The following is a 13,615-nucleotide window of genomic DNA, read 5'->3' as shown; positions in this document are numbered from 1 at the left end:
AAACATGACCACCACCCGTGATCCCGGTTTCTTCACCCAAGCCCTCTCCGAGCGCGATCCCGAACTTTTTGGTGCCATCACAGATGAGCTGGGCCGCCAGCGTGATGAGATCGAACTGATTGCATCCGAGAACATCGTCTCTGCCGCCGTAATGGAAGCGCAGGGTTCTGTGCTTACCAACAAATACGCCGAAGGCTATCCTGGCCGTCGTTACTATGGTGGTTGCCAGCACGTAGATGTTGCAGAAAACCTTGCAATTGACCGCGCAAAAGAACTGTTCGGCTGTGAATTTGCCAACGTTCAGCCGAACTCCGGCTCGCAGGCCAACCAAGGTGCGTTCCAGGCGATGATCCAGCCCGGCGACACCATCCTCGGCATGAACCTCGCGTCCGGTGGTCACCTGACCCACGGTGCCGCGCCGAACCAATCCGGCAAATGGTTCAACGCTGTTCAATACGGTGTACGCAAGCAAGACAACCTGATCGACTATGATGAAGTTCAGGCACTGGCGACCGAGCATCAGCCAAAACTGATCATCGCAGGTGGCTCCGCGATCCCGCGTCAGATCGATTTTGCCAAGTTCCGCAAAATCGCAGACAGCGTTGGCGCGTTCCTGATGGTCGACATGGCACACTTTGCCGGTCTGGTTGCCGCGGGTGAGCACCCCTCGCCGTTCCCCTATGCGGATGTTGCCACCACCACCACCCACAAGACCCTGCGTGGCCCACGCGGCGGCATGATCCTGACCAACAACCCGGATCTGGCGAAAAAGATCAACTCTGCGATCTTCCCAGGTATTCAGGGTGGTCCGCTGATGCATGTGATCGCTGGCAAAGCGGCAGCCTTTGGCGAAGCGCTGAAGCCTGAGTTCAAATCCTACCAAAAGCAAGTGCGTGCAAACGCTGTTGCTCTGTCAGATGAGCTGATGAAAGGTGGCCTCGACATCGTCACCGGCGGCACCGACACCCACGTGATGCTCGTGGACCTGCGCCCGAAGAAAGTGACCGGCAATATCGTCGACAAAGCACTGGGTCGCGCCCATATCACCACCAACAAAAACGGCATCCCGTTTGACCCGGAAAAGCCCACCGTAACCTCGGGCATCCGTCTGGGCACACCTGCGGGCACAACCCGTGGCTTTGGTGAAGAAGAGTTCCGCGAAATCGCGCGCCTGATCGTTGAAGTTGTTGATGGCCTTGCTGCCAACGGCGAAGATGGCAACGCCGAGGTCGAAGAAGCCGTGCGCGGCAAAGTGGCCGACCTTTGCGGTCGTTTCCCGCTGTACCCGAACCACTAAAACACCAGGTCTTTTGATCTTTTGACGCCGTCGCCCTTTTCAAGGGCGGCGGTTTTTCTATGCTACGGCAATAGTTTTATGAATTTTGAGCTTTGAAATGACACTTCAAAACCGAAACCGCACCCAGCGTCTTGAACGCAGGCTTGGCGATTGGATGCGTGCACAGCTTCCTTTCTATGTCGCTGAATTTGTGATGTTTGTGCTGAAACAGGGTTGGGCCGCGATATTTGGCATATTGCTTTTGGCTGGCCTTATTGTCACCGATCTCATCTGGCAGGATAGCTGGGCAATTGCACGTTATGATGCGCTTTTGATCTATGCGCTTTTGTTGCAGGTGTTTCTGCTTTTGACTGGTATGGAGAGCTGGCGCGAAGTGCGGGTAATCTTCCTGTTTCATCTCACCGGCACCGCAATGGAGATCTTTAAGGTCCACATGGGCTCCTGGAGCTATCCGGGCGCTGGGGTGATCAAACTCTGGGCGGTGCCACTGTTTTCCGGCTTTATGTATGCTTCGGTTGGCTCCTTCATGGCACGGGTGATCCGGCTGTTTGACATGCGCTTTGCCCCCTACCCGCCCTATTGGCTGACCCTTGTGCTGGCCCTGGCGATCTATGGTAATTTCTTTGCCCATCACTTCCTGCCAGATCTGCGCCTGTTCCTATTTGCCGCCACTGTGCTGCTTTTTCTGCGCACCCGCATCTGGTTCAGCATCGGAACCCAAACCTATTGGATGCCACTGCCTTTGGCAGCTTTTCTGTCGAGCTTTTTTCTCTGGGTCGCGGAAAACATTGGAACCGGCACCAAAACCTGGCTCTATACCGGGCAATCCGTTGAAACCTGGGTCAGCCTTGCCAAAATGGGGTCCTGGTACCTCCTGCTCTATGTGAGCTTTGCAACTGTCACCTTGGTGTTCCGCGAAGCTCTAAGTGCCCCAGAAATGCACACAACCAATGCAAAAGCCGCGATGCGCTGACCCGGCTGAAAAGCCTTCACCCGGTGCAGACATCATCACGACGATCGCAGCACGCGCATCAGCGCGCCGCAGGCGCGCTGCCGGGCCCAAGGCTTTTGGACCAATCCAAAAGGCGCGGGAGCGCTTCGCCTCTGGCTTAGAGAAAACCGCGCAGTTTCAATACGGTCACCAGCATCACCAGCACCACAAGCAGCGAAAAGGCGACCGTTCCAAGAACATTGAGCACACGCCCAACCCGGCGATCCACCACATTGATGCTTTTCAAATGACGGCGCATATCATCTGCTGCACGGCGCAAAGGACGTTCATCCACCAAAACATGCAGTTTGGGATGCTGCAGCATCGGCAAGGCCGCAGCGAGTTTCAGACCCTGACGAAACACGCGGCGTGGCAATTGGCGGCGGCGTTTGTGCAGCACAGTGGCAAAATCTCCACGCCCCCCTTCGCGGGAACGCAGCAGCGCATGTAGCTCTTCGATGTCCGCAACAAGATCCTGCGCCATTCCCCTACCTCCAGCTGCAATCACAGATAGTCTTAGCAAAGCGCGGCGCAACGCTCAATGGCTCTGGCATACCTGCGCCCGCAGCGCTATCAAACAGACATGTTGAACACGATCCTTCATGGCACCGCCACCGACCTACCACCGCTGATGATTGTGCATGGGCTTTATGGCTCGGCGCGCAATTGGGGCGTTATCGCCAAACGCCTGTCTGACAGCCGTCAGGTCATTGCGGTCGATCTGCGCAACCACGGCCAAAGCCCCTGGCACGACATTCACACCTACCCGGCAATGGCCGAAGACCTGGATGAAGTGGTTCAGGCCCATGGTGGGCAGATGGATGTGATCGGCCATTCTATGGGTGGCAAGGCCGCGATGATGCTGGCCCTGAACCATCCCGGCACAGTGCGCCGCCTGCTGGTTGCCGACATTGCGCCCGTAAGCTACGGCCATGACCAGAACCAATTCATCAAAGCCATGCGCACGGTTGATCTGGACACTCTAGAGCGCCGCTCACAGGCCGAAGAACAGCTGGGGGCAGCCGGGGTAGATGCGGCGCTGCAAAGCTTTTTCACCCAGTCGCTTGATATCAAAAGCAAGCGGTGGCGGCTCAATCTCGACGCGCTGGAACATCAGATGCCAAATGTTTTGGCCTTTCCCGACGGGGTGGATGCCACATTCGAAGGCCCCGCGCTGTTTCTGTCAGGCGCTAATTCAGACTATGTGAAGCCTGAGTACCGACCACAGATCAAATCCCTGTTCCCACAAGCTAAGTTTGCCAAAATTCCCGGCGCAGGCCATTGGCTCCATGCGGAGAAGCCGCGCGAATTTGAAGCAGCTGCGCGCGCATTCCTCTCTGCTTAACCAACTGAATAGACGCGTTTAAAGAACGGCCCCGCCGCGTGGGCCGTTCTTTTCGTTTGGCCATGCGGCGGCCCAATGTAAAAACTTTTCACATTCCCTCTTGAAAGCAGTTCTCCCGCTCCCGATATCACTATCACGTAATGTGAATGAAATTTACATTCCCTCTAACCTGGAGAACATGATGACCACCGTTTCCACCTCTGCCCCCTATGCGACCGGCCAAGGGTGGTTTAGCCGCTGCGAAGCCTGGCTCGACCACAAAGGCAAGGGCGCTTGGATCGCCGCTATGGTCCTGGGCTTTGTCTTCTTCTGGCCGATTGGCCTGGCCCTTCTGTTTTACATGATCTGGAGCAAACGCATGTTCACATCATCCTGCCGTCGCAGCAAGCGCAGCCATTCCCACGCCCGTTTTGGCGCTCGCAGCAGTGGCAACAGCGCTTTTGACGCTTACAAAACAGAGACTCTGAACCGTCTGGAGCAAGAACAAGACGATTTTGAAGCCTTCTTGCAGCGTCTGCGCGATGCAAAAGACAAGGCCGAGTTCGACCAATTCATGGATGATCGTTCCAAACGTGCAGCCAAAGAAACAGCTGACGCAGAGCCCGAAACCTCGGTATAACCTTCAAGCCTCCGGCACATCCGTCGGGGGCCATTGCACCCGAATTCCATAGATGAGACCACCCCATTATGAACCAGCTGCCCAACCCCGATTATGCGCCCGAGTTTTACACCTCGGTCCCGGCCAAACGCCTGTTTGCCTGGATTGTTGACGGGCTGGTGATCTGCGCGCTCTGTGCTGCCGTAGTGGTATTTACGGCCTTTATAGGACTGTTCTTTATTGGTTTTCTGTTCTTGATCATTGGGTTTTGTTACCGGATCGTGACCCTTGCCAATGGGTCTGCGACCTGGGGTATGCGGTTTGCCGGGATTGAGCTGCGCGACTTTTCTGGGGCGCGCCTCACGCTGCCGCAGGCGGTTTTACACACGCTGGCCTATTCCGTTTCCTTTGCGTTTTTCCCAATCCAGTGCATCTCGATTGTGTTGATGTTGACCAACGCGCAGGGTCAGGGGATCGCAGATATGTTTACCGGCACCGTAATGCTCAACCGAAGAGCGTGAAACGGCCGTAAACCATTATTACGCGCGGCAGCTTGGCGGAATGTGATTGCCTTGCTATCATTTTGACTATCGTCTCGCCGCTTTGGATGTAAAACTAACTGTATGCGTCATTCTCTTCCAATTGCTCCGCAATTCTATGTCACGGCTCCGCAGCCCTGCCCCTATCTGAACGGGCGCATGGAGCGGAAGCTTTTTACCGCATTGCAGGGTGACGGGGTTGAACAGCTCAACAACTCATTGTCGCTTCAAGGCTTCCGACGATCGCAGAATGTGCTCTATCGCCCATCGTGCTCGGATTGTTCGGCCTGCATGTCGGCGCGGATCAATGTGGCAAAGTTCAAACCGTCGCGCAGCCAGAAACGCACGCTGAAACGCAACTCACATCTGATCCGGCGCGCAACTTCTCCTTGGGCCACCGAGGATCAATTTGATCTGTTCCGCCGCTATCTGGATGGGCGTCACGCCGATGGCGGCATGGCCGATATGGATGTGTTTGAATACGCCGCCATGATCGAAGAGACCCCGGTGCGCAGCCGGGTCATCGAATATCTCAATGAACAGACCAATGCACTGACGGCTGTATCCCTGACGGATGTGCTCGAGGATGGGCTGAGCATGGTCTATTCCTTTTATGAACCCAGCCTCATGTCCGATTCACTTGGGACATTTATGATCCTGGATCACGTCGACATCGCCCGCGATGCAGGCCTGCCCTATATCTATCTTGGCTATTGGGTGCCCGGCAGTGAGAAAATGGGATATAAGGCCAAATTCTCTGGGCTCGAGATTTACAATCAGGGCGAATGGCGGCCGCTGGACAATCCCGAAGACGTTCAGGCAACGGATCAGCCCTACACGCGCGATCCGATCTCGGAACAGGTTGCCAACATTCAGCTGCCTGCCTCGACAGAGAAGTGACGCGCCAAACGCTGCATGCGGTGGCGTTGATTGTCCCGGACTACGATCAAGCCATAGCGTTTTATTGCGGCAAGCTCGGCTGGAGCCTGGCTGAAGATGTAGATCAGGGCCACAAACGCTGGGTCCGCATCCTGCCTCCGGGTTCTAGCGTTGGGGGTTTGATCCTTGCGAGAGCCACAACACCGCAGCAACGTGCCGCAATTGGTGCGCAATTTGGTGGCCGTGTTGGCTTGTTTCTGACAACCGATGATTTTCAGCGCGATTATGAAGAGATGCTTTCGCAAGGGATCATCTTCGAAGAACAGCCGCGACAGGAACCCTATGGCACCGTTGCTGTCTGGCGCGATCCATTTGGCAACCGCTGGGATCTACTGGAACTGAAATCAGCGCAGTAAAAAAGGGGCCCAGCAGGCCCCTTTTTCTGTTGATTTAAATGGGTGATCCATCAATTCGGGATCAGTGCCGGAACAATGGTCACAATCGCCGGGAACAGCCAGAGGATCCCCAGACCCGCAACCTGGATCAGCACAAAGGGCAAGATCCCGCGGTAGATATGGCCTGTGGTGACTTCTTTTGGTGCAACCCCGCGCAGATAGAACAGCGCAAATCCAAAGGGTGGCGTCAGGAAGGAAGTCTGCAGGTTCACCGCAATCATGATGGTGACCCATTTGGGATCAAACGATCCACCGTAGATCACCGGCCCCACGATCGGGATCACGATGTAGATGATCTCCAGGAAATCCAGCACAAAGCCCAGCACAAACAACACGATCATCACGATGAGGAAGACCGTCAGCTCATTGTCAAAGCTCTTGAGGAACTGCTGGATATAGTGCTCCCCACCAAAGGAGATCACCACCAGATTGAGCAGCTGCGAACCGATCAAAATGGTAAACACCATTGAGGTCACCTTGGCCGTTTCACGCACTACCGGCGTCAGAACGCCACCTTTGAACAGCACCCAGCATCCATAAAGCAGGCTGAACAGCGCATACATGTAGCACGCATAGGCAACAAAGAACGCAGCCCAGCTCTCGGCACTGACCTTGTCCTGGTTGATACGTAGGTCAAAGTTCACACCGATCAGAACCGACACGACAATCGCCAGTGTGCCCCAAAGGATAATCGCACCCGATTGCCCATCCTCGCGCAGACGACGGTAGGCCGCGAGCATAAGCGCGCCACCTGCCCCCAGTGCCGCAGCAGGGGTTGGGTTGGTGATACCGCCAAGGATTGAACCCAGAACCGCAATGATCAGAACCAGCGGTGGGAACACCACACGGATGAGATCGTTATGGGTACACCGAATTGCCGCCTCACGCGCGCCATAGATTGCCAGCGCCGAAGGGATCGCCATCAATGCCACAGTCCCACTTGCCGAGGTTGTCGGTTTGATCAGCAGGATATCCACCAGCGCCAGCAACAGCAGGCCAATGGCACCAACGATCAACGGCTTGGTATCACGCGAAGGCGCAACACCACGACCAATCGCCAGTGTAAGCCCCAACAGCACAATCAAGATAGCCATGCCCGAGCCAATCGGCGCCGCATTTGCAATTTTTGCCTCACGTGCTGCGGCGATTTCATCAACTGTCAGTTGGCGTGCTTCTTGTACGCCACCCGCAGCATCCAGTGCCGCCTGCTCTGCAAGCGCAGCATCCCACGCCACCTGACCGTGGAGTTCGATCATCGCTGCCTTACATTCCGCAGCAACATTGGTGCGCAGTGATGCGCCCTCACCTGCTTCAGAGAAGCTCGAGACAACAATGCTTTGGCTGCCGACAATATCAAACGAGCTCAGCAGAACAACGCCCACGATCAGCGCAATTGGCACACCCAAATACCAGGTGAAAGCTTCACCACGGGTCACAGGTTCATTGGTGCCACCATCAAGGCTGACAGCAGGTGCTTTTTCGGGGTTGAGCAACGCATACACAAAGGCGTAGCCCGCATAAAGCAGCGCAAGCATGATACCCGGCAGCAATGCGGCCTGGAACAACGTGCCCACGGATACAACAGCAGGTTCACCTAGATATGTCAGCGCATCGGTACAGCCCGCATCCCGCGCACGGGATTCCTGCGCGGTAGAGTAAAGGTCGCCCGCCAATGTGCCGAGCAGAACAATCACGATTGAGGGTGGAATGATCTGACCCAAGGTACCAGAGGCCGCAATCACACCAGTCGAGAGCTCGGGGCTGTAGTTGTTGCGCAGCATGGTTGGCAGCGCCAGCAGACCCATGGTCACAACGGTTGCGCCCACAATACCGGTAGACGCCGCAAGAAACGCCCCAACAACCACGATCGATACCGCCAGACCACCAGGCAGCGGGCCAAAGACACGCGCCATTGTGGTCAGCAGATCGTTTGCGATCTTGGACCGCTCCAGCGTGATGCCCATCAGAACAAACATCAAAACTGCAAGCAGGGTTTCGATCGATGCACCCGCAAGCACACGCTCGTTGATGCGGTTCACAATGAAGGAAACATTGCGATCAAGCGCAACTTCCCAACCTTGCACAAACACAGGTTCAGCAATACGCGGCAAGTCCGGGTATCTAAACACTGATATCACATCAGGCTTTACGCCCGTGTTGACCAGCTCGCGATAAACATCGCTCGAGGTATCGATCGCCTGGTGTATTAACAGGCCCGCGCTATCAAGCGCGGCAATGATACCAAATGAAATGATCCCTGCCCCGCCGATGGCAAACGCCACCGGAAAGCCTGATAGAATGCCTCCGAAAAGGCAGAAAAATACGATAATGAGGCCGATTTCGACGCCATCAAGACCGAATAGCATATCCGTAGTCCCTCAGATTAGTGTGCGCCTTCATAGGCTTCTTCACCTTCGCCAAGACTATCCTTGTCGAGGTATTTGTTCTCACTTTCGGGGCCCTCGATGAATTCGAGCAGCGACCGGTAGAAGAACGCGATGGCATGGATAAACACGATCCCGGCAAAGGACACCAAAAGGATCTTGAACAGGAAATACCCGCTAAAGCCGTTGGGACTGAAACCGATGGTTTCCACATTCCAACGCAAGGCACGGGATTTCAGCAACAGACGCTCCAACGTGTCCGAGGCCGATGGTTTTGGCACGATCAGGTGACGCCACATGAAGAACCAACCATACATCCAGACAATCGTCGCGATTGGCAGCATAAAGATGATCGAGCCGATCATGTCGATCACGCGTTTGGCGCGAAAACTTACCGCGGAATAGATCAAATCAACCCGAACATGCCCGCCCTGCACAAAGGTGTAAGACACACAAAGAGCGACCACCAAAGCATTGTAAAACTTCAATTCTTCGGCGTACCAGCTGATATCGAACTGCAGCGGAACACCCACACCAAACACGATGTCTGGCCGGGTAAAGATACGCTGCATAAATACAATGACGATCTGCTGAATGACCAGCAATAGACCGGCCCAGGCAAAAAAGCGGCCAATGGTATTGGCAAAACCTTCCAGCACCCGCACATAGCCCCACATCAAGGGACGGTGATATACACCAGCTGCGGTGATGGCGACAATAACTGCAAAAACGGCGAAGAAAAACTCCACCGAACCACCGTAATAGACAAAGCGCATAATCGCTTGTTTATCGGACCAATCCAACCACAGGGATGGATGTGTAATCGCATATCCGATGTTGTAATAGGCCTCGCCCAGGTTCCTTAGAACCCACCATGCGCCGTTCAAAAGCGCCTGCGCCGCGCTTGCAAACCCTGCAGTGGATACGTCCTGCATGTTGCCTCCCCTTTGCGCCCCGCCTGGAGCCGCTCAATTTGGTTTTGATCAGCAGAAACAGAAAGAAAGCCCCCTCAGGGGCTTTCTTCTGTGCAACGGCTGGCTTAGCTGCCTTGCACGCGGATACGCTGCTGAACGTAGTAGCCGTCCGATTTGTTGATCCAGTCTGCCGAAGTGGCCAGCGAGGCCTCAAAGGAGTTGCGGATCTTGGCGAAGAGTTCATCGCCCATGTTTTCGTCCATAACCTCAGCAGAGGCTTTGCCGAACGCATCCCAAACATCATCCGGGAACTGCAGAGTGCGCACACCTTGCGCCTGCAGACGTGCCAGTGCTGCGCCGTTGTTGGACAGGGTTTCTGCCAGCTGGAACTGTGTCACAGCCATAGAGGCATAACGCAGGATCGCTTTGTGCTGATCCGACAGTTCGTTCCAGACGTCGAGGTTGATCGAAGACGACAGGGCCGAACCTGGCTCATGGAAGCCCGCAGTGTAGTAGACTTTTGCAACTTCCTGGAAGCCCGCGCGTTCATCCGCCATCGGACCAACCCACTCCAGACCATCCAGAGCACCAGAAGACAGCGCCTGATACAGTTCACCACCCGGAATGTTTTGAACGGAGGCGCCCAGTTTACCCAGAACCTTACCGCCCAGACCAGGCATACGGAATTTCAGACCGTTGAAGTCAGCGGCAGAGCTGATCTCTTTTGCGAACCAACCACCAGACTGCGAACCGGAGTTACCCGAGATCAGACCTTTGAGGTTGAAGATCTGGCCCAGCTCATCGTGCAGCTCTTCGCCGCCACCGTGGTAGTACCAGTTGGAAACTTCCTGCGCGGTGCCACCAAACGGCACAGCGGTGAAATAAGCATAACCTGGGTGCTGACCGATAAAGTAGTAGTCTGCAGAGTGATACATATCCGCCTGACCAGAGGTCACAGCGTCAAACACTTCCAGCGCGCCAACCAGTTCACCTGGTGCTTTCTTCTCGATGGTCAGATCACCACCGGAGAGCTCACCGACCATCTGCTCAAGATAGCTGGCTGCATCATCCAGAACAGCAAAGCCGCGCGGCCATGAAGTCACCATGGTCAGCTTGCGTTTGCCCTGCGCATAGGCTGGTGCCGCGAGTGTAGTTGCTGCAGCGGCCGAACCACCCAGCGCAGATGTCTTCAGAAAAGAACGACGATCCATTTGATTTCCTCCCAATGTATTTCCGCCCCGTCCCCAAGGCGGAGCAATTCTAGCTCGCACAGCCTATCGAGAGAAAAATCAATGTGAATACCAAGTACTCGGTAGAGGCAGGCAAATATTTAACATCATTTTGTATTTAACGGTAAAATTATAGAACATTTGCACCGCCGCCATAATCCGAACGCATGTTTCTTAAACGGAAGACTTTGAATCTGAACCGCAATCGCTTATCGATTCTATTCATGCGCAAGGCCCTTTCCCTTTTCCATCTTTCTTATGGGCAGAAGTTGTCTTTGGTTGCTGCGATGCCGCTGATATTGGCCGCCGCAGCCATTTCCGTGCTGGTGTCATTTCAATCGCGGCAATTGGCAGAACATGAAATTGCCGAGCTTGAGCATCAGCTGCTTGCCGCCAAAAAAGCAGAACTGCGCAACTACGTCACGCAGGCGCGCAACGGGTTTTATTACATTTATGGCTCTGCCCGGATCGAAGATGAAGTGGCCAAACAACAGGTCGCCCAGATCCTTTCGGCGATGATCTATGGCGAAGAGGGTTTCTTTTTTGTCTATGACTACGACGGCAACAATATTGTGAGCCCGCGCCAGACCAAGCTTATTGGCAAAAACTGGCGGGGCCTCACCGACAGTATGGGCACGCCGGTGGTGGATGAATTCATTCGCGTGGCGCGCCAGGGGGCGGGTTGGCATACCTTTATGTGGCCCAAACCTTCCACCGGCGAAGAGGCGCAGATGATCGCCTATGTGACCGGTTTTCAGAGCTGGCAATGGGCGGTGGGCACCGGTGTGTTCATCGATGATGTTCTGCAAACTGTTGCCACGGCACGGGCCGAAGTAGAACAGCGTGTGCACCGCACCTTCTATTACATTGGCGGCATTACCTTTGTGGCGCTGTTTTTGGTGTTCGCCACAGGCATGTTGCTGAATTTCCGCGAACGTCGTCTGGCTGACGCCAAGCTAAAAGATCTGACCCAACGGGTATTGGACGCACAAGAAGACGAGCGCGGCCGGGTCGCGCGGGAACTGCATGATGGCATCAGCCAGATGCTCGTTGGGGTGCGCTATGCGCTCGACACCACCAAGCGACGCCTCGCACGGGAACGCTTTGAGGAGGCGACGCAACCGCTCGATAAAGGCATTTCCCATCTGGCCACAGCCATCAGCGAAGTGCGCCGCATCAGTCGTGATCTGCGTCCAGGCGTCTTGGATGATCTTGGGCTTGGACCTGCGCTGAAAGCCCTGACCGATGATTTTGCCGCGCGCTCGGGAATTGAAACCGAATTTCACACAGTGCCGTTTCGCAACCGTCTGGAACAGGAAAGCAAAATCGCGCTCTATCGCATCGCGCAAGAAGCGCTCACCAATATTGAGCGCCATTCAGCGGCAACCCGCGTTGATATGAAACTGCGCGGCCACGCCAAAGGGGTGATCATGTCCATTCGTGACAATGGCCGCGGTTTACCCTCTGGCAAAAACCAATCCAGCAACGGCATTGGCCTGCGCAATATTCAAGAACGGGTCGAACAGCTGGATGGAACCTTTAGAATATTGACCTCCTCTGGTCCACAAAGCGGCACGGAAATTCAGGTCAGACTGCCGCTCAGCCGCATGCTGCGCCCGGGCAAGCAATGGCTTTCTGAAAACGATCAGAGCCCATCTTCAACTCGGGACAGCTCGTAGGTGGCCGAAACAGATCTTAGCTGATAAGACAGCGTGCAAGGAGGACTGCCCATGACCAATGCCCTCGTTCGGGTTCTAATTGTTGACGACCATCCAATGGTCGCCGAAGGAATCCAATCCATTCTGGAAAGCTACGAGGATATTGATGTTGTTGGCTGCCTGACTGACGGACAAGAGGCCGTGGAACAGATTTCCGGCCTCGCCCCTGATGTGGTTCTGATGGATCTCAACATGCCGCGCCTTGGCGGACTAAGCGCAACAGAAATCATTCTGGAGCAAGCCCCCAAGACACGCATTCTGATCCTCAGCATGCATGATAGCCCGGAATACATCTCTACCGCGCTCAGCCATGGGGCGGTTGGATATGTGCTCAAAGATGTGCCCACCGAAGAAATCAAAATGGCCATTGATGCGGTGATGGCGGGCAAAACCTATCTCTGCACCGGTGCCGAGGGCAGTCTGAAACCCAAAACCACCAGTGACCGCGAGGCCCTGACCGGCCGTGAGCAGACCATTTTGCTGCAGCTTGCCCAGGGCAAATCCAACAAGGAAGTGGCGCGCGAGCTGGATATCTCTGTGCGCACAGTGGAAACCCACCGCAAAAACATCAAACGTAAACTAGGGATTTCTTCCACCGCGGGGCTGACCCGTTATGCGCTTGAACATGGTGTGTTGCAGGGCAGCGCCGGGTTTTAAACCGCGATGGGCGCTCCAAACAGGATCAAAGCGCCATCTTCATCCAACACATGAAATTCGCGTTGCCCGTAGGGCTGATCAAATGGCGCACGCAGACGTTCTGTGGGCAGCGTTTCAAGCGCCGGAGCCAATTCGCGATACAGCGCGTCCAGATCTTTAACATCTATATAGAATGAGTGATCGTGCCCAAGCGCCAGCCCATCCTCTCTGGCCGGGCATTCCAGCAGTCGGATCGCCACGCTGTCGCGGCGCAAAAACGCATAGTTGTCCGCCTGAAAGCCAAGCACAAACCCAAGCAGAGTATAAAATCCAATCTGACGTTCTAGATCAGAACACAGCACAAAGGGTGTAATCTGTTTCATCTCAGACATCATGGACCTCAAGGTGGCTTTCAGCGTGTAACTATCACGGTTTCGCGCAAATCTGCGCTGAATACGCAAAAATACGGTGAAAACAGGTCACAATCACTGCCCAACTTTGCCATTTATGTCGCCAACAAATCCCTAGATGAAATAAAATTTCCCAAAACCGGCATTTTCACCCCTTTTGCCGGTTGACGCTCTGAATGGGTGCACATAATGTCGCTGCAACGCAGTACGGAGCCACCTA

General features: G+C 54.9%; 14 protein-coding genes. 9 read left to right on the top strand and 5 right to left on the bottom strand.

The window, feature by feature from the left end; genetic code table 11:
* The first annotated feature begins 4 nt into the window (after nucleotides 1–4).
* The gene (gene glyA, locus GG681_RS09920; RefSeq protein WP_153547616.1) at nucleotides 5–1,297 is read left to right on the top strand and encodes a serine hydroxymethyltransferase; all 1,293 of its coding nucleotides are present in this window, start codon (nucleotides 5–7) and stop codon (nucleotides 1,295–1,297) included.
* Nucleotides 1,298–1,394: 97 nt separating this feature from the next.
* Nucleotides 1,395–2,270: a DUF817 domain-containing protein gene (locus GG681_RS09915; RefSeq protein WP_235899847.1), complete on the top strand. Its 876-nt coding sequence runs from the start codon at nucleotides 1,395–1,397 to the stop codon at nucleotides 2,268–2,270.
* A gap of 136 nt (nucleotides 2,271–2,406) precedes the next feature.
* Here GG681_RS09915 and GG681_RS09910 read toward each other — a convergent pair whose 3' ends face one another.
* Nucleotides 2,407–2,772 (bottom strand): hypothetical protein, encoded by a 366-nt coding sequence (locus tag GG681_RS09910; protein ID WP_153547615.1) that lies wholly within the window; start codon nucleotides 2,770–2,772, stop codon nucleotides 2,407–2,409.
* A gap of 57 nt (nucleotides 2,773–2,829) precedes the next feature.
* On the opposite strand from GG681_RS09910, the gene GG681_RS09905 reads away from it, so the two are divergent.
* From GG681_RS09905 to GG681_RS09885, 5 genes are all read left to right on the top strand, one after another.
* A complete protein-coding gene (locus tag GG681_RS09905) occupies nucleotides 2,830–3,633 on the top strand; it encodes an alpha/beta fold hydrolase (protein ID WP_235899844.1) in 804 nt (267 codons plus the stop codon).
* 181 nt (nucleotides 3,634–3,814) lie between these two features.
* Nucleotides 3,815–4,252, top strand: coding sequence for a DUF2852 domain-containing protein (locus tag GG681_RS09900; protein ID WP_153547613.1), 438 nt, complete (start codon nucleotides 3,815–3,817; stop codon nucleotides 4,250–4,252).
* Nucleotides 4,253–4,320: 68 nt separating this feature from the next.
* A complete protein-coding gene (locus tag GG681_RS09895; protein WP_153547611.1) occupies nucleotides 4,321–4,752 on the top strand; it encodes an RDD family protein in 432 nt (143 codons plus the stop codon).
* A 102-nt stretch (nucleotides 4,753–4,854) separates the two neighbouring features.
* A complete protein-coding gene (locus GG681_RS09890) occupies nucleotides 4,855–5,670 on the top strand; it encodes an arginyltransferase (protein ID WP_153547609.1) in 816 nt (271 codons plus the stop codon).
* Nucleotides 5,667–6,065: a VOC family protein gene (locus GG681_RS09885; protein WP_328593330.1), complete on the top strand. Its 399-nt coding sequence runs from the start codon at nucleotides 5,667–5,669 to the stop codon at nucleotides 6,063–6,065. Before GG681_RS09890 ends, GG681_RS09885 begins: the two co-directional genes overlap by 4 nt.
* Before the next feature lie 50 nt (nucleotides 6,066–6,115).
* On the opposite strand, the gene GG681_RS09880 is transcribed toward GG681_RS09885, so the two are convergent.
* The 3 genes from GG681_RS09880 to GG681_RS09870 form a co-directional block, all read right to left on the bottom strand.
* On the bottom strand, nucleotides 6,116–8,470 hold the full coding sequence (locus GG681_RS09880; protein ID WP_153547604.1) for a TRAP transporter large permease: 2,355 nt from the start codon (nucleotides 8,468–8,470) through the stop codon (nucleotides 6,116–6,118).
* 17 nt (nucleotides 8,471–8,487) lie between these two features.
* The gene (locus GG681_RS09875) at nucleotides 8,488–9,423 is read right to left on the bottom strand and encodes a TRAP transporter small permease subunit (protein ID WP_153547602.1); all 936 of its coding nucleotides are present in this window, start codon (nucleotides 9,421–9,423) and stop codon (nucleotides 8,488–8,490) included.
* Nucleotides 9,424–9,527: 104 nt separating this feature from the next.
* Complete coding sequence (locus GG681_RS09870) at nucleotides 9,528–10,613, bottom strand: TRAP transporter substrate-binding protein (protein ID WP_153547600.1); 1,086 nt, start codon at nucleotides 10,611–10,613, stop codon at nucleotides 9,528–9,530.
* A 242-nt stretch (nucleotides 10,614–10,855) separates the two neighbouring features.
* On the opposite strand from GG681_RS09870, the gene GG681_RS09865 reads away from it, so the two are divergent.
* Both GG681_RS09865 and GG681_RS09860 read left to right on the top strand, forming a co-directional pair.
* Nucleotides 10,856–12,310 carry a cache domain-containing protein gene (locus GG681_RS09865; protein ID WP_153547598.1) on the top strand — a complete coding sequence of 485 codons (1,455 nt, stop codon included), beginning with the start codon at nucleotides 10,856–10,858 and terminating at the stop codon, nucleotides 12,308–12,310.
* A 51-nt stretch (nucleotides 12,311–12,361) separates the two neighbouring features.
* A complete protein-coding gene (locus GG681_RS09860) occupies nucleotides 12,362–13,006 on the top strand; it encodes a response regulator transcription factor (protein ID WP_153547596.1) in 645 nt (214 codons plus the stop codon).
* On the opposite strand, the gene GG681_RS09855 is transcribed toward GG681_RS09860, so the two are convergent.
* Entirely contained in the window at nucleotides 13,003–13,368 is a 366-nt protein-coding gene (locus GG681_RS09855; protein ID WP_235899842.1) for a bleomycin resistance protein, read from the bottom strand. The genes GG681_RS09860 and GG681_RS09855 overlap by 4 nt on opposite strands.
* Nucleotides 13,369–13,615 lie beyond the last annotated feature (247 nt).

Source organism: Tritonibacter aquimaris, from assembly GCF_009617595.1.
Classification (GTDB): Bacteria; Pseudomonadota; Alphaproteobacteria; order Rhodobacterales; family Rhodobacteraceae; genus Epibacterium; species Epibacterium aquimaris.
This window is presented reverse-complemented; position numbering and strand designations above follow the sequence as displayed.

Coding starts and splice junctions, on each gene's coding strand:
- glyA (WP_153547616.1), top strand. CDS start 5: ATGACCACCACCCGTGATCCCGGTTTCTTCACCCAAGCCCTCTCCGAG.
- GG681_RS09915 (WP_235899847.1), top strand. CDS start 1,395: ATGACACTTCAAAACCGAAACCGCACCCAGCGTCTTGAACGCAGGCTT.
- GG681_RS09910 (WP_153547615.1), bottom strand. CDS start 2,772: ATGGCGCAGGATCTTGTTGCGGACATCGAAGAGCTACATGCGCTGCTG.
- GG681_RS09905 (WP_235899844.1), top strand. CDS start 2,830: ATGGCTCTGGCATACCTGCGCCCGCAGCGCTATCAAACAGACATGTTG.
- GG681_RS09900 (WP_153547613.1), top strand. CDS start 3,815: ATGACCACCGTTTCCACCTCTGCCCCCTATGCGACCGGCCAAGGGTGG.
- GG681_RS09895 (WP_153547611.1), top strand. CDS start 4,321: ATGAACCAGCTGCCCAACCCCGATTATGCGCCCGAGTTTTACACCTCG.
- GG681_RS09890 (WP_153547609.1), top strand. CDS start 4,855: ATGCGTCATTCTCTTCCAATTGCTCCGCAATTCTATGTCACGGCTCCG.
- GG681_RS09880 (WP_153547604.1), bottom strand. CDS start 8,470: ATGCTATTCGGTCTTGATGGCGTCGAAATCGGCCTCATTATCGTATTT.
- GG681_RS09875 (WP_153547602.1), bottom strand. CDS start 9,423: ATGCAGGACGTATCCACTGCAGGGTTTGCAAGCGCGGCGCAGGCGCTT.
- GG681_RS09870 (WP_153547600.1), bottom strand. CDS start 10,613: ATGGATCGTCGTTCTTTTCTGAAGACATCTGCGCTGGGTGGTTCGGCC.
- GG681_RS09865 (WP_153547598.1), top strand. CDS start 10,856: ATGCGCAAGGCCCTTTCCCTTTTCCATCTTTCTTATGGGCAGAAGTTG.
- GG681_RS09860 (WP_153547596.1), top strand. CDS start 12,362: ATGACCAATGCCCTCGTTCGGGTTCTAATTGTTGACGACCATCCAATG.
- GG681_RS09855 (WP_235899842.1), bottom strand. CDS start 13,368: ATGAAACAGATTACACCCTTTGTGCTGTGTTCTGATCTAGAACGTCAG.